Raw genomic sequence first — 23,236 nt, 5'->3', positions numbered from 1 at the left:
AAGTTCGTTGAAAAATACGCGGGTACTTTTGCCCCTGAGTACGTTGCTCCTCCTCCCGTGGGGCCTGCCACGCTCGTCGTCGCGCCGCACCCAGGAACGAAAAGCCCCGTGCGTAGTCTTTCAACGAACTTCTGGGACAGCACACTAGGGCGTGGCAGGCATCGAACGCCGATGAGTGCTGGGTTCTGAGAGAGGAGGCGATGATGGGAACGGGAAGATTGGATGGCAAACGAGCGTTCATCTCGGGCGCGGCTAGTGGCATCGGCGCGGCGACGGCGACGCAGTTCGTTGCCGAAGGTGCACAGGTTGCCGTGGCGGACATCGACGAAGCGCGCGGCCGGGAGGTGGCAACGTCTCTCGGGGAAAGCGCGATCTACGTACGCCTGGACGTGACTCGGGAGGAGGATTGGGTGACGGCGCTCACGACCGCCCAGACGTCGATGGGTCCCCTTACCACGATCGTCAACAGTGCCGGCGTGAGCGTGCCTGCCTCGATTGAGGATCTCACCTTCGACGCTTTCAAGCGCACCCTATCGATCAACCTCGATGGCGTTTTTCTTGGCTGCAAGCACGGCTTGGCGATGATCAAGGATGCTCGCAGCGCATCGATCATCAACATCTGCTCGACGCTCGGCGTGCGCGGCGCGGCCATGTTCGCTGCCTACTGCACGTCTAAGGGCGGCGTGCGCATGCTCACCAAATCGGTGGCAGCTCATTGCGCCGAACGAGGCTACGACGTGCGCGTGAACTGCGTGCTCCCGGGCGCGATTCACACGGAGATGGTCGAGGGCTTCGTCGACGCGGGGGTCGCCGCAGGGGCGACGCGGGAAATGGTGCTCGAGGAATTTGCGGCGCAGTATCCGATGAAGCGCCTCGGCAAGCCACAGGAAGTCGCACACGCCATCGTCTACCTAGCTTCGGCCGAATCCGGCTTCACCACGGGCGCCGATCTACCCGTGGACGGAGGCTATCTAATCTAATGACTCCACCGCTTCATGGCACCGCGGTGCCATCACATCAACAGGAGACTCCTCGTGCAAGACGTCTACATCGTCAGCGCCGCACGCAGTGCGATCGGCAAACGCGGTAAGGGGCTCGCCGGGCTGTTGCCCGCAGATCTGTTGGGCAGGGTTCAGGCGGGTGCCTTGGTTCGGGCGGGCGTCGATCCGTCCCTAGTCGGGCAGGTGATCGGCGGTTGCGTGTCTCAGATCAATGAGCAGTCGTGCAACATCGCGCGCATCGCCTGGCTGTCGATGGGATTCCCCGAGGATGTCGCGGCCACCACCGTTGACTCCCAATGCGGCTCGTCACAGCAGGCGACGAGCCTCGGTGCCGCCCTAGTGGCCTCAGGCGCCGAAGACATCGTGCTCTGTTGCGGGGTGGAGATGATGAGCCGCATACCGCTCTTCGCCAACATGGCTGGCGGCGTGCCGACGGGTGAGAGCTACGCCAGTCACTTCCAGCCGACCACGCAGTTCGAGGGTGCGGCGATGATCGCCGAGGAGTATCACCTCAGCCGCGCCGATCTCGACGCCTTTGGCCTCGCCAGCCAGCACAAGGCCGCGCAAGCATGGCAAGCGCAACGCTTCGAACGCGAGATCATCCCCCTCGAGGCGCCGCAGGTGGACAAGGAACTGAAGCCGACAGGCGCTTCGAACACGGTGGCCCGGGACGAGGGCCTGCGCGAGACCAGCCTCGAGGGGTTGGCCAGCCTGGAGCCGGTGGCGGGACAGTCCTATCACACGGCTGGCACCAGCTCGCAGATCAGCGACGGCGCCGCAGCGGTGATCCTCGCCAGTCGAAAAGCCGTCGATGCCCTTGGCCTCCTCGCCCGCGCCAAGATCGTGGCCACGACCCTGGTCGGATGCGATCCGGTGACCATGCTGAAGGGGCCGATCCCGGCGACGCGCAAGGTGTTGGCGCAGGCCGGTCTGTCGATCGACGCGATCGACCTGTTCGAAGTCAACGAGGCGTTCGCCTCGGTCGTACTCGCCTGGCAGCAGGCCCTCGCCGTGGATCCGGAGAAAGTCAACGTAAACGGCGGCGCCATCGCCCTCGGCCATCCCACGGGCGCGACGGGCGCACGCCTACTGACCACGGCCCTACACGAACTGGAACGCCGGGAGGAGCGCTACGCGCTGGTGGCGATGTGCTGCGGCGGGGGTCTTGGCACCGGCACCATCATCGAGCGGATCTAGTGGGCCGCTGGTAAGCAGACGCCGGATAGCGCGCACCGGGCGACACTCCAACGCTCGGGCCATCAACGCCCGCGCCAGCGGGGCGAGCGCTTTTCGGCGAACGCCGCCATGCCCTCATACATGTCCTCGCTATTGAGCAGGCGATCGAGCAAATCGTTCGGCTGAGTGACGGCCTCGTCGACGCTTGCAAAGGATGCGGTGTCATTGAGCAGCTGCATCGTGCAGCGAATCGACAGGGGTGAGCATCGTGCGACGGCCTCGGCCATCTTCCTGGCAGCTTTCGCCAGCTCGTCCATCGGCACCACGGCGTTGATCAACCCGAACGAGAGCGCCTCGCGAGCGTCGATGGAGGCGCCCGTCAGCAGCATCTCCATGGCCCTTTTCATACCGATCTGTCGCGTGAGGCGCTGCACACCGCCCATGCCCGCGAACAGGCCCACTTTGACTTCGGGCAGACCGAATACGGCGTGCTCGACGGCGATGATGATGTCGCAAGCCATGGCGATCTCGAGACCACCGCCGAGCGCGGTGCCGTTGACGGCGGCGATGACGGGCTTGACGCGCGCCGCGCGACGCGTAAGGCCGGCGAAGCCCGATCGCGGCACCCATACGGACTTGCCGCTGGCCATGTACTTGAGATCATTGCCGGCGGAGAAGGACTCGGTTCCAGTGCCGGTGAGGATGGCGACTCGCAGCTCATCATCGCTCTCGTAGCAGTCGAAGATGTCTTCGAGCTCCTGATTGGCCGCCGGGTGCAACGCGTTACGCACCTGCGGGCGCGCGATTGTGACCGTGAGGATGTGATCGCTACGATCCACTTCGCAGTATTCATAGCTATCTTGAAATTTTCGCGCGCGCAGGCGGGACGCTCTCGCAAGGTCTGACTCACTGTATGCGTAGCGATTGCCCGCGGGGTCGTCCTTGACGTAGACGGTTTGTCCGAGCACGTCATGCTCTGCCGTATGCGCAAGGGTTCGCGCATCGCCTGGCGCGTTGACGGCGAGGAATCGCCGCCCGCTCTCGTGCAGTCGTCCAACCACGACGCTGCCCGACGGGTCTCCCGAGCGATCGTAGGTCACGATGTAGCTCTCCACGCAGGCCTCGCCCTTCGGCAATTCGTCTACTACTTCGCGGGTCTGCGCGTCGACGGTGGCCTGCAGCGCGCTGCTGTCGCAGGGCGACCACGGCTGTGCAGGTGGCGACGCACTGTAGACACCGGCCGCGTGCTTGGACATCCACCCACCGTTGGCGTAGACGAGCCCGCTCGCTCCCGGGTCTGCGCGCAGGGTCGGCACCATTTGCGCGATGGCGTGCATGGAGTAGTTGTTGCCCGCGCCGCCGAAGAAGGCCAGGCCTCCGGTCTGCGTAAGCGGGCGCGGGTCCCTGACGTCAATGCCAAGCGCGTCGCGCGCCTCGAGGACTACCACCGGGAAGCAGCTGTACAGATCCAGGTAGGCGAGTGCGCTGGTCGAGGCGCCCGCCGCACCCACGGCGCCACGCAGGGCCTCGCCCATCGCCAACGATTCCCCTAGGCGTGGTCTTCGCGTGAGCACCTTGTCGGCCGTGTGGGCATAGCCGTGCAGGAAGACCCACTTCTCCTCGGCGATACCCAGTTCGCGGGCGACACCCACGGTGGTCATCAGCAGAGCCGCCCCTTGGTTGACGCCGTCCTTGGCTACCAGACGCCTAGGGTATGGAAGCGAAATCATGCGATTGTCATCGCTTACCTTCAGTAGCTCCTCAGCGCTGTAGCGTTGCGGGAACATGGCGTGAGGATTAGACGCCGCGACGGCGGACATGGCGGCGAAGCACTCGGCCATGGCGCGATCGTAGGTCGCCCGGTCCTCACCGAGGGCGTGGCGTCGCGCTTGCTCGATGAGGCCGTAGTAGTGGGCCGCAATAGTCACACCGTGGCGGATCTCCTCGGCGCAAAAGAGCGCGTGCCCATCGGATCGGCCACGATCCTCGAGTTGCCCGCCGATCTGCTCACTCCAGTCGAGTGGCGTGCCTGCACGGACCGCAGCACGGGTGTTGGCGATCGCCTCGCCGCCCGCCAACAGCACTGCACGGTGCTCCCCGCGAAACAACCGTTCGGCAAACTCGCCGACCAGGGACTGGGGCGAATGGCCCCCGGCCGTGCTGTATACCGCGCACGCCACCTGCGCATCGAGACGTTGTGCAACTGCGCGCGGAAAATTATCAGGGCTGCCGAAGGGGCAGCGGAAGGCGTCGGACGAGTCGGCAAAAGTGCGCACGCACACGATAGCGTCAACCGCCTCGCTGGACGGCGTGGCGAATGCATCTTCGAGGGCGCGCGCAGAGGCAGCAGCCGCAAGGTCGGCATGTGATGAGCACATGGACAGATCCGCCGGCACCCGCTCGGTGATCTGTCCAGCGCCGACGATGATCGGCGTGTTGGCAGTTGGCGTCATCGGCTGTCCATCACTTTGCGCTTCGGTGCCTCTACCGCTCCCCGCGGTTTGCCTGAGCATACATACCAACACCGAACACCAATACCCCACACTTTGGTGGGGGGTTCGCAACGATGGAAAGCACTACATTCGATTGTGATGAATCAAAGTCGAGCTCATGGGTCGGGGGGACACCATGCAAAACGGATTGCCATACACCTCAGCGTTAGTTGCCACCTCAGCGATCGTACTTTGCACTGCGGCGTACGGGCAGGCGCTTGAAGAAGTCATCGTTACCGCACAGAAGCGGGCGGAGTCTTTGCAGGACGTACCCATATCGGTGGCAGCGGTGGGCGGAGATGCCCTCGAAGCCGCCGCGATCACGGATCTGAGTCAACTCAGCCTGACCTTGCCGAACGTTACGATCGTGCAAGAGCAGATCTCCGATCGAATCAACATTCGCGGCATCGCATCGGGCGGTAACCAGGGATTCGATCAGTCTGTTGGCCTGTTCTCCAACGGCGTCTACCTCGGGCGCGGCACCCAGTACCGTTCCGCCTTCCTGGATGTGGAGCGGGTTGAGATCCTGCGCGGTCCGCAGGCCACCCTGTTCGGGCGCAACACGATCGCCGGCGCCGTCAGCGTCACGCCACGCCTTCCGGAGCAAGAGCTAGCCGCAGAGCTGCGTGCCCGGCATGAGGCGGCCTTCGGGAGTCAATCGCTCGCCGGTTTCCTGAACGGCGGCATCACCGATACGCTCAGCGCCCGCGTCGCCTTCCGCCTCACCGAGGAAGAGGGTTTCGTCGACAACGTGCTGCTGGATCGCGACGAACCTTCGGGCGAGTCCGACAACGTACGCGCCTCCCTCCTGTGGGAGCCTGTCGATAATCTCAGCGTCAACCTCTCCTATGAACAGTACAACCTCGAACTCGATGGCAAGGGATGGGAGATCAGCATCGACGAGGCGATCACCATCTTGCCTGGCAGCACCATCGAAGACCCCTTGTTCACGGCAGTGTCCGGCTGCCAACCGGTCTTTACGGACTGCGAGGGTGACTACAACACGGGCAGCACGAACGTCGACGGCTCTGCCTTCTTCGATCAGGAGGAACTCTCGGACGTGGAGACGTCCTTGACGGCGCTGAACATCGAGTATGGGATTGGCGACTACACGCTGAACCTGGTCACCGGCTATTCGACCTCTCGCTTGTTCGAGATCAACCCCGGCGCTGGCCTGGTCATTCCCACAACCAACACCAACCAGTTCGAGGACTACCACGCCTTCACCCAAGAGATTCGACTGACCTCGCCGGGCGACCAGGCCTTTGATTGGCTGGCAGGCCTATACTACGAGGACAACGACTTCTTCCTCGGCGAGCAAATCAACCTCAACGACGCCTCCCTACTCGGCGGCACCGTGGGCACCAACGTCGCCATCAACCAGGACTTCGAGCAGACGGGCGAGATCTTCGCGATCTTCGGCCAGGGCACCTGGAACGTGTCGGACACCTTCCGCATGACCTTCGGCATGCGCTTCTCCAGCGAGGAGAAGCGTGCCAACCAGCGCTACGCCTTGAACGATGCGGCACGCGATATCCGCCTTGCCGATTACTTCGTCGACGTCGTGGGACTGCCGCGGGCGGATGCCGAAGCGGCGGCCTTCGGTCTCGCCGCTGGATTCAACCTCGAGGAACATGCCATCCCGACGCAGACGTTCACCCAGGATAACTTCACGCCATCGATCAACCTGCAGTGGGACGCCACCGACTCGTTGATGGTGTATCTGAGCGGCAGCATCGGCTTCAAGTCGGGGGGCTTTGATGCCCGCATCGCCCTCGACGACGCTGCCGATGGCATCGTCAACGACGAGGAGTACGCCGAGCGCTTCCAATTCGAAGAGGAACAGGCCACGGCCTATGAGCTCGGGCTCAAGTCATCCCTGTTGGGTGGCGCCGCGGAACTCAACGCAGCGGTGTTCTACACCCAATACGAAGACCTGCAGTTCTCCGCCTTCAATGGCGGCCTGTCCTTCCTCGTCGACAACGCAGCGGACGTCAATCTGATCGGCGCCGAGTTCGAAGGACGTTGGCAGCTCACCGACAGCCTGCTCCTGAGCGGCGGCGGGTCGTTCCTAAACTTCGAGTACCAGAGCTTCCCCAACGCGCCGTGCGACGTCTACCGTACGCTGACCGCCGCCTCCTTAGGTCAGGCCGGTTGCGTCACGGACTTCGAGGGCGAGACCGGGGTCAACACGCCGGATTTCAGCTTCAACCTCAATCTGGACTGGGCGCGAGAGATCGGCTTCGGCCTGCGAGCGCGCCTCGGCGCGACGCTGATCTACGAGGACGACTTCTTCGTCGAGCGGGACTTGGACGAGGCATTACGTCAGGAGGCTTACGCCAAACTCAACCTGCGCGCCGGCTTGAGCGGTGCAGAGAATCGCTGGTCCCTATCGCTCATCGCCCAGAACGTGACCGACGAGCAGACCTTCCACTACGGCAACGACGTGCCTCTGTTCAATGGCACGCGCTTCGTTCGTCTCGATCCGCCGCGCACGGTAACCCTCGAGCTGGTCCTGCGCTACTAGGGGTCGATCACCCCGGCCGGTCGATGCTGACCGGCCGCGCTGCCCCTCTCGCATCCCAGGTGAGGGATGCAAAACTCCACCCAACTTCAGATCTCGGCTGCCAGGTACGCCGCTTGGCGAATCGCACGCTCCGCATCCAGCTCCGCCGCTTCGTGCGCTCCGCCGATCAGCGTCGCCTTGATCCCCGCGGCAGTCACCGGATCCATCAGCTCGCGCACGGACAACTGCCCCGCGCAGACGATTACCGTGTCCGCCGGAACGGTGACCCGCTCACCCTCGATCGTACAGTGCAGGCCGCCGTCGTCGATCCTCTCGTAGCGCACGCCGGTCAGCATCTTCACGCCGCGGCGCTTGAGCAGGATCTTCTTGGTCCATCCCGTCGACTTGCCGAGGCTCTTGCCCGGCGAGCTGCTCTTACGCTGCAGCAGCCACACCTCGCGCGCAGCACGATCGACACGGGGTGCGATGCCGGTGACCCCGCCGCGCGGATGGTTCTCGAAATCGATGCCCCACTCGCGGGCGAACTTGTCGATGTCGAGCGCGGCGGACACGCCCTCGTGGGAGATGAGCTCGGCGACGTCAAAGCCGATGCCGCCAGCACCGATGATGGCGACGCGCTGTCCTATCGCGCGTGCGCCGCGAATGGCCTCCACGTAACTCATGACCTTGGGATGGTCGATGCCGTCGATGGTCGGGACGCGCGGCTCGATACCGGTCGCCAGCACGACCTCGTCGTAACCCTGGGCGGCCAGAAACTCAGCGTCGACGCGCCGGCGTAGGAACAGCTTGACCCCAGTCAGCTCGATGCGACGCTGGAAGTACCTAAGCGTTTCGTTGAACTCTTCCTTACCGGGAATGCGACTGGCCAGGTTGAACTGGCCGCCGATGCGATCGCTGCCTTCGTACAAGTCCACCTCATGGCCGCGCTCAGCGGCGAGCGTGGCAAAGGCGAGACCGGCCGGCCCGGCGCCGACCACCGCGAGCTTGCGCTGCGCGTTGGTCGGATCTAGCACGAGCAACGTCTCGTGGCAGGCGCGAGGATTGACCAGGCAGGACACCTCCTCATGACCGTCCAGCTGGTGGTCCAGACACGCCTGATTGCAGGCGATGCAGGTGTTGATCTCATCTCGCCTGCCCTCACGAGCCTTGGCGATCAGCTCGGGATCGGCCAGGAACGGTCGCGCCATCGACACCAGGTCCGCATCCCCATTGGCGAGTACCGCTTCCGCCACCTCGGGCATGTTGATGCGATTGGAGGTAATCACGGGCACGCGAACGTTCTCGCGCAAGCGCCGCGTGACGCGGGTGAAGGCCGCCCGGGGCACCATGGTGGCGATCGTCGGCACCGCCGACTCATGCCAGGTGAAGTGCGAGGAGATGATGGAGACGCCAAGGCTCTCAAGGGCCTGCGCAAGGGCGACGATCTCCTCCCACGACATGCCTCCCTGCAGCATGTCCATCGCGGCGATGCGAAAGGCCACGAGGAAGTCGGCCGAGACGGCCTGGCGTACGGCACGAACCACCTCCATGGCGAAACGCATACGGTGCTCGTAGGTGCCGCCCCAAGGATCCTGGCGTTGGTTGGTCTTCTCGACCAGGAACGCAGAGATCAGGTAGCCGGCGGAGCCGATGATCTCGACGCCGTCGTAGCCCGCCTGCTCGGCGTAGGCGGCGCAGCGGGCGAAGTCTTCGATCTGCTGCCAGATGCCCGCCTCGTCGAGCGCGCGCGGGGTGAACGGGTTGATCGGCGAGCGGATCGCCGAAGGCCCGACGCAATCGGCGTTTCGCGTCAAGGGACCGCAGTGGAGGATCTGCAGCATGAACTTCAGATCCGGCGCGGCCCGATGCACCTCCTCGGTGATCACGCGATGCCACTGCGCCTCCTCCGGCGAGCCCAGCATGGCCTCGACGCCGGACTCGGCGTAGCCGGAGATCCCCTCGCGATTGGGCGAGATCCCGCCGGTGATGATCATCCCGACGCCCGCGCGGGCACGCTCCGCGTAGAAGGCGGCGAGGCGCTGGTTGCCGTCCGCCTGCTCCTCGAGGCCCGTGTGCATCGATCCCATGATGGCGCGGTTCTTGATGGTCGTGTCGCCGATACGCAGGGGCGAGAACAGCAGCGGGTAGTCGCGATGAAGCGTGTCCGAGGCGACGGTCGACATGGCGACATCCTCAATAAAGTCTGACATTAATATTGACCGGGAGATTAATGTCAGACATACTCGAAATCAACCTTGAGCCCCTATCTCTTTGATCGGGAACGTTTATGTCGGCGTTGCATGAAAAGCCCCAGGATCAGCCAGCGTACGTCCGCGTCTTCGAGGCTGTGGAGACGGCGATCCTGAGTGGCGAGCTTGTCCCGGGCGCACCCATGCCCACCGAGCAGGTACTTTGCGAGCAGCTGGGCGTCCAGCGCTCGACGGTGCGCGAGGGGATCCGACTGCTGGAGCAGTCCGGATTGGCCCAGCGGATCAACCGCAAGCGCCTGGTGGTGGCGCGAGTACAGGCCGAGCACGCGGCCGAGCAGGCCAGCCGCGGCCTCGAACGCCATGGCGCCACCTTCGAGGAGGTATGGGAGGCCACCGCCGCCCTGCAGCCGGCCAGCGCCAGGTTGGCCGCCGAGCGGGCCAGCGCCGAGGACATCGCCCAGCTCGCCGAGATCACCGAGGCGCTGCAAGGGGCCGAGCGGGCGGCGGACGTGGTCGCCCTGGGAGTCGACTATCAGTTCGCGATCGGTCGCGCCGCACGCAACAGCGTCATCAACGTGATGCTGAGATCTCTTAGCCTGCTCGCCAATCCCACGATGATCCGCGTCATCGAACGCCTGCCGGATGCGCAGGGGCACATCGTGAAGGCCCAGGAGCACATCACCGCTGCCATCTGCGCGCGCGACGGCGATCTCGCCGCCACCTGGATGGCGCGACACATCGCCAACCTGCGCGCCGGCTTCGAACGGGCGGGCATCGACATCACCGGCACGGCCGGCTCCCTCGAAGATCGCCAACGCCCATCAGGGCAAACTTCGGGATGATGAAGGAGGCTAGGCTGTGGCTAAGGTGACACCAGCAACGACCGGCTATGTCTACACCGACAACCTCTGCGCACCGTTCTTCAACAACGCGGAGCAGGATCCAGAGCAGGTTGCCGTGGTATTCCAAGGCACCTCATACCGCAACGCTGACATCGTCGCCAAGGTAGACGCGGCGATCGACCTGCTGCTCAACCTCGGGATCGGGCGAGGAGATCGGGTGGCGTTCCTCGGTGAAAACCAACCGGGCATGTTGGTGCTGCTGTACGCCCTGTCCCGTCTCGGCGCGGTCTACCTCCCCCTGAATCCGCGCAGCGCCGGCGAGGAAGTGCTGTTCATCGCCGAAGATGCGGACATCAAGGCGATCGTCGTTGGGTCAGCGTTCCAGGATCAGGTGGAGGCCGTTCGCCCGCAACTCGCCGGCAGAACGCTGATCGGCATCGATTCGGCGCCAGCGCACTGGACCACCTTATCGCTCCATAAAGTGGTAGGCACTGACGGCCGGTCCCGGCATGGCATCGTATCGACGCACGCTGGTGACACGGCCTTCATGCTGTACACCTCGGGCACCACGGGTACGCCGAAGGGCGTGGTCTACACCCATGGCAACGTGTGGGCCACGGTATGCAACCTACTTCTAGCCAACCGGCCTAACGCCTCGTCAACCACCTTGGCCGTGGCGCCTATGTTCCACATCGCCTCTCTCGCGTACGCGCTGACCGACATCGCAGCTGGCGGCCGGGTGGTGATGCTACCGAGCTTCGATGTCGATGCGGTCTACCACAGCCTCGCCGAGTGGAAGGTGACGACGGTCTTTGCCGTGCCAACGATGTTGATCGCCCTCGAGCAACACCCTCTCTTTGCCACCCACGACTTCACGGGCCTCACGATCATCGCCGCTGGCGGCCCTGTGCCCGTGCCGATGCTGCGCAAGTGGCTCGGTCGTGGCGCGTTGGTTACGCAGGGCTACGGTATGACCGAAGGCAGTGGCACGGTGCTGCCGGCGAGCAAGGCGTTGGCCAAGGTGGGGTCCGCCGGGCGCGCACTGCCGCTGACGGAGGTGCAGATCCGCGATGTCGAGAGCAATGAGGTCATCTGCGACAGCGGCGTCAACGGACAGATCTTCATGCGCGGCCCCTCGATCAGCAAGGGGTACTGGCGCCGCCCGGAGGAGACGGCAAAGGTCTTCGCCGACGATGGCTGGCTGGCGACCGGCGACATCGGCCGTTGGGACGAAGACGGGTATATCTACATCGTAGATCGCCTAAAAGATATGATCGTTTCCGGCGGCATGAACGTCTATCCGGCCGAGATCGAGAAGGTGCTGTCTGGTCACGCGCAGGTTCGATCGGTCGCCGTCATCGGCCTGCCTGATTCGAAGTGGGGCGAGCGTGTGACCGCGATCGTGGTGCCACACGACCTTGAGCAGGCCGACCCCCAGGGGCTGGAGGCATTCAGCCGCGAGAAGATGTCGAACTACAAGATCCCCAAGCAGTTCGAGTTCGTCGAGGTGCTGCCCATTGGCCCCTCGGGCAAGGTGCTGAAGCGCGAACTGCGCAAGCGCTTCGCAAACACCGCCGAGGCGAGCTCATGAGCGAAGCGCGAGTCATGATCCCTCACGAGACGAGCGCCGATGCCATGTTGGCTGCGCTCGAGGCCCAGCGCGAAGACCACCTGGCGGTCGGACCTGCGAGCCTGGCGCTGCGACGAGATCGTCTGCAGCGCTGCATCGACTTGCTACGCACCCATGAGGACACGCTGGTCGACGCCATATGCCGCGACTTCGGCCACCGTAGCGAGGCCCAGAGCCGCTTCACCGACATCGCCGCGTCCATCACCGCCCTGGACCATGCCCAAAAGCACGTAGGACGCTGGATGCGTTCCCAAAGGCGTAAGGTAGGACCCTTCCCCCTCAACCTGCTGGGAGCCAAGGCGCGCATCGACTACCAGCCCCTCGGCGTGGTGGGCGTGATCAGTCCGTGGAACTTCCCCGTCAGCCTCACTTTCACTCCGCTAGCGGGCGTGTTGGCGGCCGGCAATCGCGCGCTGATAAAGCCTTCGGAGTACACGCCCGCCACGTCCGAAGCGCTGGCTAGCGCGGTGGCTCAGCACTTCGACCCCAAGGAACTACACGTAGTCACTGGCGGACCGCAGACGGGCGCAGACTTCTCGGCCCTGCCCTTCGATCACCTGATATTCACCGGCGCCACTTCCGTCGCTCGTCACGTGATGCGTGCGGCGGCTGAACACCTGGTGCCGGTGACGCTCGAGCTCGGCGGCAAGTCGCCCGTGATCGTCGGGCGTACGGCAGCGATGCAGGCGGCGGCCGAGCGCATCGTGCTGGGCAAGATGCTCAACGCCGGCCAGATCTGCCTAGCCCCGGACTACGCGCTCGTGCCGCGCCCGCGCATCGACGAGTTCATTGAGGCGATACGTGCCGCGGTCTGCGCCATGTACCCGACGCTGTTGGAGAACGATGATTACGCGAGCATGGTGAACAAACGGCACTTCGATCGCATCCGCGGCTACCTCGACGAGGCACGCGCCCAGGATGCTCAGGTGATCGAGCTCAATCCGGCGAGCGAAGACTTTTCAAAGCAACCGAACCACAAGCTGCCGCTGACCCTAATCGTAGATCCCGACGACAAGCTAGCGGCGATGCAAGATGAGATTTTCGGCCCCGTGCTGCCCGTGAAGCCCTACGAGTCGATCAAGGAGGCGATCGACTTCGTCAATGCTCGCCCCCGCCCACTCGGCCTGTACTACTTCGGCGACGACGACAAAGAGCGCTCGGCGGTGCTCGCGCAAACGATCTCTGGCGGTGTCACGATCAACGATGTAGTCATGCACGCGGCGCAGGAGGATCTCCCCTTCGGCGGGATAGGTCCCTCGGGCATGGGGTGTTACCACGGCATCGACGGGTTCCGCACGTTCTCCCACGCGAAATCCGTGTTCACCCAAAGCAAGGTCAACGTCGCCGATCTCGCTGGACTGCAGCCACCGTACGGCGAGAAGCTTCGGCGCACCGTCAGGCAGCAAATCGGCAAGTAGGCTGAGTCGCCGTAAGGTAGATTCGCGATTCTCCGCGCGGCCCTCTTGGAATCTGAAGGCGAGGTTGCTCGTCGGACCGCCGCATTCTCAGGCAAGGCATAGGGCCGCGGTCATTGCCCCAGCGCGAGCAGCGTGCCATCGCATCGGCGCGGGCAGTATCACGTTTCGTGCCGTGTTCGTGCGCCCTTCGACCGCGAACACCCGTTCTTCCATCGCGTCGACCACGGTGGTCTCGATCGCCTCGGCGGGTGCTAAGACTCCTGCGGGTCATGGGCCTGTGCGCAGGGGCAACGGCAACACCTCCCTCGCCTAAGGGATAGGACAGATTAACGCTTGCTTTAGGATGCGCTGCGCTCCCCGGCGGCCCGCTGCGGATTGCCGGTCCATCTGCTGCCACCGGTGCAACGCGTGACTCCCGAGTGGCTCGCCCGCCGCTTGAGGTGGTGGTCGGGTTCAGGGTAGGAGACTCCAGGGACTCGCCCGCCCACCATCGGGCGGGCGATCCCGTGATCGCTCAGGGCGCGTAGGTCGCCGACAGTTGCAAGCGGGCGTTTACATCCCCTGCGCCGTTATCGAACCACAGCACGATCAGGCGGCCATCGCCATGCGCGATCGGCGTCATGCGGTCGACGGTGAAACCGTTGTCGGTGACTGTGATCGCCGCCGGCAGCTTCTCGCCGCGCTCAGTTTGCAGCTCCACCATGAGCAGGGAGCGGTTGGCCCCCTCAGGAAAGCTCACCTGGCCCTCCAGGGCATTGATAGCTTCCTCACCGTCGTTGTTCTGGACGAAGGCCAGGCCGCCGCCGTGATCCATTGCGGTGATGCTGGTGCGCATGAGATCGAGGTTGGACGCGAAACCAAAGCGCGGGAAGGGATTCACTTCGATGACCACGCCGTCCACGGAGGATTCGATCGACGGGGTGGCCTTGATCTCCACATCCTTGCCCGAGTCGTCAGGTTGAATGTCGGTGATCTTGAGGTCAACGCACGCGTCGCTATCGACGTCGTTGTCGAACTTTACATGCCATCCGCCCGAGTCAGTTTCCGCGGCCGGTGTGCCGCCTACGTCTACGCCCCCAGCGGTAGCGTTGTCGATCGTGATCGTGACATCGTCCATACCCGCCCCATTTGGAAGGTCGTTGCACAGCTTGCCCGCGGCGTCTGGCCCCGATGTGGGTATCGCGGCAGGATCTAGCTTCGCCACGGAAGTGGTGCCTCCCGTGAGTTTCTTCGTAGGCAAGGGGATCGTAGCGGCAATTACCACCGTGGCCAGGGCTAGGGCGGAGGCGCATACGGAGGTGGACAGTAGTTGTTGCTTGTTCATGGGTAGATCCTTTGTTCGGTCGAGCGGCATCCAGGCCGCTTGGGTTGAGTTGGATAGAGGGCACCGGCGCGGTGATCTCGACTCAACACATGCGGAGTACCTGCGACGAAGGATTGCCCCCAAGCGGCCGGAATTGATCTTTTAGCTAAGTTATCTAATAACATTCGATTGAAGCTGTATCGCGAAATTAATTTCAAGTCATGGAAGTTCCCGTTGTGAGTCATGACTTTGGCTGCCGGGCTAAGGCGGACTGGCGCACCCGGCGTGGCACTCAAAAAAGGCGAGCGCGTGATGGCGATTGCCAGCTTGGCGATCGGACGCGCCAAGCCAACTCACGATTGCATCGCGCTTGCAGTGCGAACACATTCTCTCGCGGGACTTGCCGCAACAGGTGGCGCTCCCCCTACCCCGGTCACCGATCGCGGTTCGTCGTTGTGCTCGAGCAAGTCGCCACGCACGAGGACGAGTGCCGGCGGAAGGGCACGATGCTACGCTCGTGTGGTTGAGCCCACAGGAGCGCTGATGCGATGACTGCTCGCTTGCCGTTCATCTTCGACTTCATCTCGCCCTACGCATACCTCGGCTGGCACCGCGCCAAGCAGGAGCTCGCGCCGCTGGGCGTGACGCTTGAACCCCACCCAGTGCTGTTCGCCGCCATGCTCGATGCCAACGCCACCAACGGACCAGCCGAGATCCCCGCCAAGCGCATCTATACGTGGAAGCACGTGGTGCGCCTTGCCCACGAGCAGGAGCGGAAAATTCAACCACCGCCGGCCCACCCCTTTAATCCCTTGCTAGCGCTACGGATAGTCTCAGCTATCGATGATATCGATCAGCGCACCCGAGCCGTTGACGCGATCTTTGCTGCGGCGTGGGAGCGGGGTGACGCGATCACGGATGCCGCCTACGTAGGCGAGGTACTGAAGGCGGTGGGCCTCGACGGCGCCGGGCTGGTGCGCGCGACCGCCAACGAAGACACCAAGCAGCGCCTGAAGGACGCTACGGCCTGGGCGATCGGGCAAGGGGTGTTCGGTGTGCCGTCCTATTTGGTGGGTGATGAGGTTTTCTGGGGTCAGGACAGCGTACCGCACGTCGTTGCCCACCTGCGGGGTCAGGACCCAGCCGCGGGAGCGCTCGAACGGTGGCGGGACTTGCCAGTTGGCACAAGCAGGATAGGTAGCCGGGAGCGGCGCTAGGGTGCACTTGATGCCGCCAGCGCCAGCGCCAGCGCGACGGGCCTTGCGACTAGCTACCGAGGGTCTGCGCTGACTGCCACCAACTCAGGTGCGTCGCAGACACCAAACACCGACGCCCGCTTGAGTGCCTACTCGGATCCGTCGATCATCACCATGAGACAGTACGGAAGCGGCTGAAGCCAAGGACGGGGACCATCGAAGCGAAGCGGTTGCTTTGGCGCACCCGCGCTTAGAGGTGAAATCGAAGCGGCAACACCGTCAACTTCAGAGTGCACAGATCTACTAGCACAACCATGGCGAAGCCCTAAGGCTGGACATGAGATGACCTGACTGCTACCACTCATACCCTGTTTAGGTAGAGAACCAGGTCCCCTGAGGCATGCGCACGCTCCGGTTTTTCAGCACTTTTCTTGCTCTTTCGGTACTGCTAAGCACTGCCAGCGGCCCCGCGCTCGCCAAGCGCGCCACCTGGATAGAGGTCTCGAACGACAACTTCACCGTACGCAGCGACGCCGACTTCGACACCGTTCAAACGCTGATCCGGGATCTGGAACGCTTTCGCGTCGTCATGGCCTTCCTCGCCGGCGTAGAACTCCTTGAGGACCCCACACCACCCCTGCTTATCTACCTGTTCACCACGGTCTCCGAGTACCAAAAGGAGATGCAAGCAGGCGGCACGCTGGGTTTCTATCAAAATCCGCTGCTCGGTGCGCGCATGTTCCTTGCCGCCGAGGACATCTCCCGTCGCGGTGTCGATGCGCGCGCCGTCCTGTTCCACGAGTACACCCATCACCTGCTGCACCACTTCAGCAACTACCGCTACCCCGTGTGGTACGACGAGGGCTTCGCCGAGTACGTCTCCACGATCCAGTTCCGCGAGAAGGAAGGGCTCGTGTTGCTTGGGGATCTACCGACGCGAGCCGCCGTCGTGCAGGGCTACCCGTGGATTCCCTGCTCGGAGATCGTCAAGTCCAACGGGCAGTACTTGGCGGGCAGCCGTATGAGTATCTCAAACACGTCCATGCAGTACGCCCAGGGCTGGCTGATGTCGCACATGTTCAGCTCCAAGCCGGAGCTCGGCAGTAAGCTCAACGGATTCATCGCCGCCGTGAACAAACCCGGGGTGGATCCGATGGCAGCCTTCGAGGATGCCTTCGGCTGGTCGAGTATCGAGTGCAACGAGCAACTCAAGGAGTACTGGAACGGCGGTAGCCTCAAGTACGTGCAACTCACGATGCCCAAGGTGGAGGTCGAGCTGACCCGCCGCACCCTGGATCCGGCAGAAGGCGCCTTCCAGGCTCTCGAGGCTCGTTTCCTGGCGGGGCGCATGAAGGGCTCACAGCCGCGCTATGAAAAGGCCTTCAATAAGGCCTTGAAGGCGGGGATTCGCGAAGCGGACATGCATCGCTACCTCGCAGGCGTCGCCCTATCTCGTCGCAGCCCCGAGCGCGCGATGGAGTATGCCGAGGCACTGGTGCGCCTGGCGCCGCAGGCGGGCAGCAGCTACTACACACGCGCCTCGGTGCGCTTGGGTGGGCCGAACGGCAATGGCGGTGAAGGCATCGATGCGGCGCAGGGGCAGTTGGTGCTGAAGGACTACGAGAAGGCATTGGAGCTGGCGCCGGGCGATGCGGCGGCGCTTACCGGCTACGCCAATGCTCACCTGCTGCCTGGTGTGCAGGTGTCGGATAGAGCGCTGCTGGCGATCGATCAGGCGCGAGGGCTGAACGCGGATACTCAGCTTATCCCGCTCATCAAGGCGAAGCTATTGTCCAAGGCTGGGAGGGATACGGAGGCGCGAGTGATCCTGGAGGGGTTGCTCAACTGGGCTCGTAGCAAGGGGCAGCGGAAGTTCTTCAGCAAGGCGCTGGATGAGGTGGGTACGGTGGAGTGGGCGGAGCCTGTGGCTGGTGGCTTTGATTTTTGGTAGGTGTGCACGGCAGCTGCGTCGACCCCACATGGAACCGTTCAAGCGTCTGGGCAACCAGACTCTGACCGTTCCCTTGATGACATGGCGATTCGAAGTCTCTTGTAGCCTTCAGAGGTGAACCTACCCCTAACGTCGGTCTCTCGCCTCCCCTCTCAAGACCCCGGATACTGCGAAACACACCGGATAGCGCCAAGTCAACGCGGCGCCGTGGGAGACCCGCTCGCACGGATCTCCCGCCGAACACTAGCGCCCCCAGCGGACGGCACCAACAACCGCACACGCGGCGTTCTCGCTCCCGGTAAAGACGAAGGTGCTACCGAGTTCATTCACTCCATTACCGACAATGTCCGTCTCACCCCGCGTACGGCCACTGATCGCAATGGCCAGGCTGGCGCCCGTGCGTGAGGTGGCCTGGAAGGCACTCGGCGAGGTGTCGAGGCGGGTCTGGCGGTAGGTCAGGGTCTGGCCGAGGCCATCCACCGTCAGGTCGCCCTGGTCGCTAAAGCGCAGGCAGTCGGGGAACGTGGCGCCCGTGTTCGTGCGTACGTCGACCGCGAACACCCGCTCTCCCATTGTATCGACCACAGTGGTCTCGATCGGCTCGTTGCTGAAGTCGCTGTAGACCAGCTCGATGCCATCTGGGAAGTCGGGGTTCGGCACCAACCCCAGGACGCCCGCGCAGGCCTCGCCCACGCCGCACGGCGTGAGCATGACGTCACTCACGGGCACGGGGTTGGCGATGAAGTTGAAAAACTCCCCCATCCACCAGTTGGTGCTCGGCGCGAACACGGCGAAGGAGATGCCCTCGTCAGGCTCATCGCCGAGGGCGCCGCCGTCGATGTTGTAGGCGAAGCCCATGAAGGCGTTCTCGAAGGCCTCCATGTCGGCGACGGACTTGTCGTAGGTGAGGGTTAGTGGGGCATCCAGGTTGAAGCCCGTGAAGGTGATCTCGGCGTAGTCCACCTCGTTGCCGAAGGGCAGGCCGAAGACGTCGGCGATGAAGCGTGAGACTGCGTAGAGGCGACCGTCGCCGTCGAGGTCCGTGCCGCTGAGCACGCCCGTGATGGTGCCGCCGCTCGGGTAGCCGCCCTGGGCGTATTCGATGGTGACGGTCTCCTGGGCGAAGGCGCCTTGGGCGAGGAGCACGGTGGCCGCCGCGGCGGCGAGAGGTGGGTGGATGATGCGTGTCATGAGGGTCCCCCGTTCGGGTTGTTGTGAAAGACGGGGGCCATGCTTGCGCGGCGGGTCGCGGCAAGCATGAACGAACTCTGACAGAATGCTGTTTTTCCTGTCGACAGCCCTCGTTCCAAGTTAAATGACTGAAGAACAAGAAGTTCTCAGATCGGGCGCGATACGCCTGGACATCGCCTCGGCGCGCCTGGAACGCGACGGCGAGGCCGTGGAGCTGCGCCACAAGCACCTCCAGCTGCTGCATGCACTCATGCAACGCCCGGGTGAACTGGTGAGTAAGCGCGAGCTGATCGAGCTCGGCTGGGGCCATGCGCCCGTCACCGATGCTGTGCTGACCACGGCGATCAAGGAGATCCGCCGCGCCCTGGCCGACGACGCGCGCTCCCCGTGGGCCGTCGAGAACGTGCACGGTCGGGGCTACCGATTCCTGGCAGCCGTCAGTCGCGAGAGCGCGCCGCCGGCACCGCTGGCGTCCGGGGCGCCCATCGCGTCCGGCGCGCCATCGTGTGAGCCCTCGAAAGCGCCTACGCGGACCGGCTGGATCGCGGCCGCGGCCGTCGTCGGGCTGATCGCCTTAGGGCTCGCCCTAGTGCTGGCGCCGCGGCAACCGCCGACGTCGGACACTTCCCCCAGAGCCGTGGCCGAGGCGCCGCCGTCGATCGCCGTGCTGCCCCTCGACGACATGTCGCCGCAGAGCGATCAGGGCTGGTTCGCCGATGGCCTTGCCGAGGAGATCCTGAACGAGCTGGCCCGCTCGCCACGCCTGCGCGTCGCTTCGCGCACCTCCGCCTTCCGCTTCCGTGACGCCCGCGAGGATGTGCGCGACATCGCCGAGGCCCTGGACGTGGACTACGTGGTCGAGGGCTCTGTGCGCACCGCCGGCGAGCGCCTGCGCATCACCGTGCAGCTCATCCGCGCGTCCGACGGGCTGCACGTGCTCTCGGAGAGTTGGAACCGCCCCTTTGCGATGGATCAAGTGTTCGACGTGCAGCGCGAGATCTCCACGCAGATTCTCGACGTGCTCAGTCTCGCCATCGCCGGCGACACGCCCACCCGCCAGTACCTCGCACCCGGGGAGGTAGACCTTCAGGCCTACGAGCAATTCCTGCGCGGCCGTGAACTGGTGCGCTCGCGCACCCAGGAGGGCCTGGCAGAGGGCATGGCGCTGCTGGAGCAATCCCTCGCGACGTCCCCAGACTACGCCCCAAGTCACGCGACCCTGGCCATGGGCCAGCTCCTATCGGGGCAGTTCACCGGTGCGCCACAGACCGAGGGTCGTGCCCAGGCCGCCGCTCACATCCGTACCGCGATGGCCCTGGCACCGGAGTCCGCGGAGGTGCTCACCGCAGCCGCACTACTCGCGATGATCGATGGGGAGATCGAGCGATCGTTGTCGTTAGCCGATCAGGCCCTGGTGCGGGCACCGAGTACAGCCGAAGCGCAATTCCGCAAGGCGACCGCCCTGAACCTCCTCGGACAGGTACGGGAGTCCTACCTCGCCTTTCAGCGCGCGAGTCTGCTAGACCCGCTCAGCCCCACGATCACCGCCGCACTGGCGGCAGCCCACCTGCACAATCGCGAGGAGGCGCGGGCCCTCGAACTGACCGAGCACGTGTACCGTTGGCGACCGGATCATCCGATCGTCGCCTCGTCCCTCGCCATCGTGCTGATGGAAACCGGGCGGTACGTGCGCGCCTTCGAGCTGATCGACGCCGCCTGGCGTCAGGGCCCGGACGTGGCGCTTATCAACCTGCGTCGAAACGAACTTCTCTGGCGCCTGCACGCAGACAGCCGGTTGGAGCGCGAAGACTCTGCTCACCTCTGGAGCGTGGGGGCCGCCCTCGCCCTTGAGCGCGGTGACAAGGCCGAGGCGCTGGCTCTCGCCCGAGCCAACCTCCATCCCACGCATTTGGGCATCTCCGCGTTCGACATCGCCTACTGGGCGGGCGATCGACCGCTTGCTCGCTCGCTTGCGGAGCGAACCGTCGAGCAGCTTGGATTGACTGAAGCGCGGATGGCCGCTGGGTACGACACGTCGGTGCATCAGGCGGCCATCGTTCTGTCGCCCTCCGCAAAAGCTGAGGCTTTGCGCGCTCTGATGAACGCGCGCTACGTGGACTGGTCGCCGCCGGAGAATGGCCTCGTGCGCGATGAGGAGCTGGTGGGTGCGGCGGCTTGGCGGCTGCTGAATGATGATACGCCGGGAGCCATAGCATGGCTGGAGTACGCGGCGGATCATGGCCGCGTGCTGCGAGAGCTTCGCGTGGATCCTCTGTTCGCCTCGCTGCAGAGCGACGAGCGCTTCAAGGGCGTGGTGAAGCGAATGGAGTGGACGGCCACTAGACTCCGCGAACAGTTATCGGTTTTCCTCGCTGAGGTCACAGATCAAGACGAGACTCCTGAACCCATACTGCCCCGGCGCAAGTAGCCTCGACGGCTAGGAACCAGAAAGCAAAAACGTCCGAGGGACTTGCCTATGGCTCTGTTGACCATGGGGTGTGGCGCGGCCAATCCACGCCAAAGTAAAACAGTAGTCCGCTAAAGACCGTGCTACTTGCGTGAGGAAAATAGCCACATCAGAGGTCGCACGTGAGGCCTGCAAATTCGTTGTAAGCGGCGGATTAAGTGAAACGCAGACACAGGAGGCCAGCTAGCGCAAGCCGCAAGCACTCGGGATAGCACGGCCGCGGCGAAAGCATCAGCCCTGGACATCGAGCGTTCTGATTGCTACCACTTATACCTGCGATAGGCACAGGACCAGGTAGCTAAAGCATGCTACCTCCCGTACGATCACCGCAATCCTCGCTCACGTACTACTGAAGGTGACCGCGAGCAGTCCTGCGTTCGCAAAGCGCTCCACCTGGATAGACGTCTCTAAAGGCAACTTCACCTTGCACACGCTGATCCGCGACCTCGAGCGCTTTCGCGTCATTATGGCCTCCCTCGCCGGTGGCTGGAGGAATCTGGGAACGGGCGCCACCGTAGCCCCTGCGCCGGATGTGGTGGGCGATGGAACTGCGAGACGAAGGCTATGCGGTGCGCCTTCTCACGCTCCACTCACAGGTTGAATATGACCGAGAAGAAACCACTCGCCGCAGGGCTCTTTGCCACAGGTGTTCTTGCAGGCTCCGCAGCTGTCAGCGACGTGCTAGAGGTACCGGCAGACTTCGCCACCATCCAGGCTGCAATAGACGCGGCTGTGGACGGCGATAGCATTCTAGTCTCCGCCGGTACCTGGGCGGAGCGCATCGACTACCTTGGGAAGGACGTAAGCGTGCGCGCCGTTGACGGGCCTCGCGCAACGATCATCGATGGCTTCGGCGGCACCGTAGTACGCATAGGCCCCGGCGGCACGCTTGCAGGCTTTACGGTAACAAACGGTGCCGCAAGTTTTGGGGCTGGCACAGAGGTACGGGGCGCGGGCAGCCGGATCATCGGCAATGTCTACGATGGCAACAGGCAGAGCGCAGGTGGCTACGGGGCAGGCATCGGTGGCAATACCGCTTCACCGCTGATCGCGCGAAACGTGTTCGTACGCAATACATGTGACAGCCAGTTTCTTGCAGGTGTACTCGGGTTCATCAACTCATCCTCACCTACCATCATCAACAATCTCTTCATCAGCAACTCCTGCCGTGGCATCAATCTTGCTGTTCCAGAAGGACAGGTGCTGACCGTCTCCAACAACACCATGGCGTTCAATCGTGTGGGTATTCGCAGCGACCTTGGTTTTTTCGGAGGTGCGCAGCAGTTCCGCAATAACATACTGATGGGAAACCTGATCGGATTTGAGGCAGGGGTCAACCCCGACGAAGGCAATACACCACTGTGGGAGAACAACCTAGTTTTCGCCAATCAGCGAAACTACGCTGGCATTCCCGACCAAACCGGTATCAATGGCAACATCGCCACCAACCCACTCTTCGTCAACGCTGAACTGTTTGATTTTCGCCTCAGTGCGTCGTCACCAGCAATCGATGCAGGCGCGACAACACCAGCACCTGGTGCCGACTTCCTTGGTACACCTCGACCACTCGATGGCGACGGAGACGGTACGGCGCGAACTGACATAGGCGCCTACGAATTCGTGCCGAATCGATAGCGATCCCAACGGCGGTCAATGGGTGAAGTGAGCTGCAGATAAGGCGGATCTCCCCCCGCCCCCGAGGAGCTGGCCCACTCTAACGAGGCCGGCACCGTTACCTATCCAATGCGACCGCAGTTTGCGTTCCGTGTCTGCTAGGACCGGCAGCACGGATACCGGCCACCTCGCCGGCATACCAGAGCAAGCCTGGCGAGCTTCTTGGTCACAAAAAAAGC

The 23,236-nt window shown here is 63.7% G+C and carries 14 protein-coding genes; 10 read left to right on the top strand and 4 right to left on the bottom strand.

What is annotated here, in order from left to right; translation table 11 throughout:
* The first annotated feature begins 218 nt into the window (after positions 1 to 218).
* Both AAGA68_06995 and AAGA68_06990 read left to right on the top strand, forming a co-directional pair.
* Positions 219 to 980 (top strand): SDR family oxidoreductase, encoded by a 762-nt coding sequence (locus AAGA68_06995; protein ID MEM9384790.1) that lies wholly within the window; start codon positions 219 to 221, stop codon positions 978 to 980.
* Between the two features lie 54 nt (positions 981 to 1,034).
* Positions 1,035 to 2,198 (top strand): steroid 3-ketoacyl-CoA thiolase, encoded by a 1,164-nt coding sequence (locus tag AAGA68_06990; protein MEM9384789.1) that lies wholly within the window; start codon positions 1,035 to 1,037, stop codon positions 2,196 to 2,198.
* A 62-nt stretch (positions 2,199 to 2,260) separates the two neighbouring features.
* On the opposite strand, the gene AAGA68_06985 is transcribed toward AAGA68_06990, so the two are convergent.
* Positions 2,261 to 4,630 carry an enoyl-CoA hydratase-related protein gene (locus AAGA68_06985; GenBank protein MEM9384788.1) on the bottom strand — a complete coding sequence of 790 codons (2,370 nt, stop codon included), beginning with the start codon at positions 4,628 to 4,630 and terminating at the stop codon, positions 2,261 to 2,263.
* 175 nt (positions 4,631 to 4,805) lie between these two features.
* On the opposite strand from AAGA68_06985, the gene AAGA68_06980 reads away from it, so the two are divergent.
* Positions 4,806 to 7,196, top strand: a complete 2,391-nt coding sequence (locus AAGA68_06980; GenBank protein ID MEM9384787.1) for a TonB-dependent receptor — start codon at positions 4,806 to 4,808, stop codon at positions 7,194 to 7,196.
* An 86-nt stretch (positions 7,197 to 7,282) separates the two neighbouring features.
* Here AAGA68_06980 and AAGA68_06975 read toward each other — a convergent pair whose 3' ends face one another.
* On the bottom strand, positions 7,283 to 9,358 hold the full coding sequence (locus AAGA68_06975) for an NADPH-dependent 2,4-dienoyl-CoA reductase (GenBank protein MEM9384786.1): 2,076 nt from the start codon (positions 9,356 to 9,358) through the stop codon (positions 7,283 to 7,285).
* Between the two features lie 104 nt (positions 9,359 to 9,462).
* On the opposite strand from AAGA68_06975, the gene AAGA68_06970 reads away from it, so the two are divergent.
* From AAGA68_06970 to AAGA68_06960, 3 genes are read left to right on the top strand one after another with little or no spacing between them, the layout of a single operon-like run.
* Complete coding sequence (locus AAGA68_06970) at positions 9,463 to 10,227, top strand: FCD domain-containing protein (protein ID MEM9384785.1); 765 nt, start codon at positions 9,463 to 9,465, stop codon at positions 10,225 to 10,227.
* Between the two features lie 16 nt (positions 10,228 to 10,243).
* Positions 10,244 to 11,818: an AMP-binding protein gene (locus AAGA68_06965; GenBank protein MEM9384784.1), complete on the top strand. Its 1,575-nt coding sequence runs from the start codon at positions 10,244 to 10,246 to the stop codon at positions 11,816 to 11,818.
* Positions 11,819 to 11,832: 14 nt separating this feature from the next.
* Complete coding sequence (locus tag AAGA68_06960; protein ID MEM9384783.1) at positions 11,833 to 13,275, top strand: coniferyl aldehyde dehydrogenase; 1,443 nt, start codon at positions 11,833 to 11,835, stop codon at positions 13,273 to 13,275.
* Positions 13,276 to 13,789: 514 nt separating this feature from the next.
* Here AAGA68_06960 and AAGA68_06955 read toward each other — a convergent pair.
* The gene (locus tag AAGA68_06955; protein MEM9384782.1) at positions 13,790 to 14,599 is read right to left on the bottom strand and encodes a hypothetical protein; all 810 of its coding nucleotides are present in this window, start codon (positions 14,597 to 14,599) and stop codon (positions 13,790 to 13,792) included.
* Between the two features lie 527 nt (positions 14,600 to 15,126).
* Between AAGA68_06955 and AAGA68_06950 the strand changes: the two genes are divergently transcribed.
* Both AAGA68_06950 and AAGA68_06945 read left to right on the top strand, forming a co-directional pair.
* Positions 15,127 to 15,795, top strand: a complete 669-nt coding sequence (locus AAGA68_06950; protein MEM9384781.1) for a 2-hydroxychromene-2-carboxylate isomerase — start codon at positions 15,127 to 15,129, stop codon at positions 15,793 to 15,795.
* A gap of 379 nt (positions 15,796 to 16,174) precedes the next feature.
* Positions 16,175 to 17,725 (top strand): hypothetical protein, encoded by a 1,551-nt coding sequence (locus AAGA68_06945; protein ID MEM9384780.1) that lies wholly within the window; start codon positions 16,175 to 16,177, stop codon positions 17,723 to 17,725.
* Positions 17,726 to 17,968: 243 nt separating this feature from the next.
* On the opposite strand, the gene AAGA68_06940 is transcribed toward AAGA68_06945, so the two are convergent.
* On the bottom strand, positions 17,969 to 18,916 hold the full coding sequence (locus AAGA68_06940) for a hypothetical protein (protein ID MEM9384779.1): 948 nt from the start codon (positions 18,914 to 18,916) through the stop codon (positions 17,969 to 17,971).
* Positions 18,917 to 19,040: 124 nt separating this feature from the next.
* Here AAGA68_06940 and AAGA68_06935 point away from each other — a divergent pair, with 124 nt between their 5' ends.
* Together AAGA68_06935 and AAGA68_06930 are read left to right on the top strand one after the other, a co-directional pair.
* Positions 19,041 to 21,344 (top strand): winged helix-turn-helix domain-containing protein, encoded by a 2,304-nt coding sequence (locus AAGA68_06935; protein ID MEM9384778.1) that lies wholly within the window; start codon positions 19,041 to 19,043, stop codon positions 21,342 to 21,344.
* Positions 21,345 to 21,986: 642 nt separating this feature from the next.
* Positions 21,987 to 23,018, top strand: a complete 1,032-nt coding sequence (locus tag AAGA68_06930; GenBank protein ID MEM9384777.1) for a choice-of-anchor Q domain-containing protein — start codon at positions 21,987 to 21,989, stop codon at positions 23,016 to 23,018.
* Positions 23,019 to 23,236 lie beyond the last annotated feature (218 nt).

This window comes from Pseudomonadota bacterium (genome assembly GCA_039193195.1).
Taxonomy (GTDB): Bacteria; Pseudomonadota; Gammaproteobacteria; order Steroidobacterales; family JBCBZW01; genus JBCBZW01.
The sequence above is the reverse complement of the archived record's forward strand: the minus strand, read 5'-3'. Positions and strand labels throughout refer to the sequence as shown.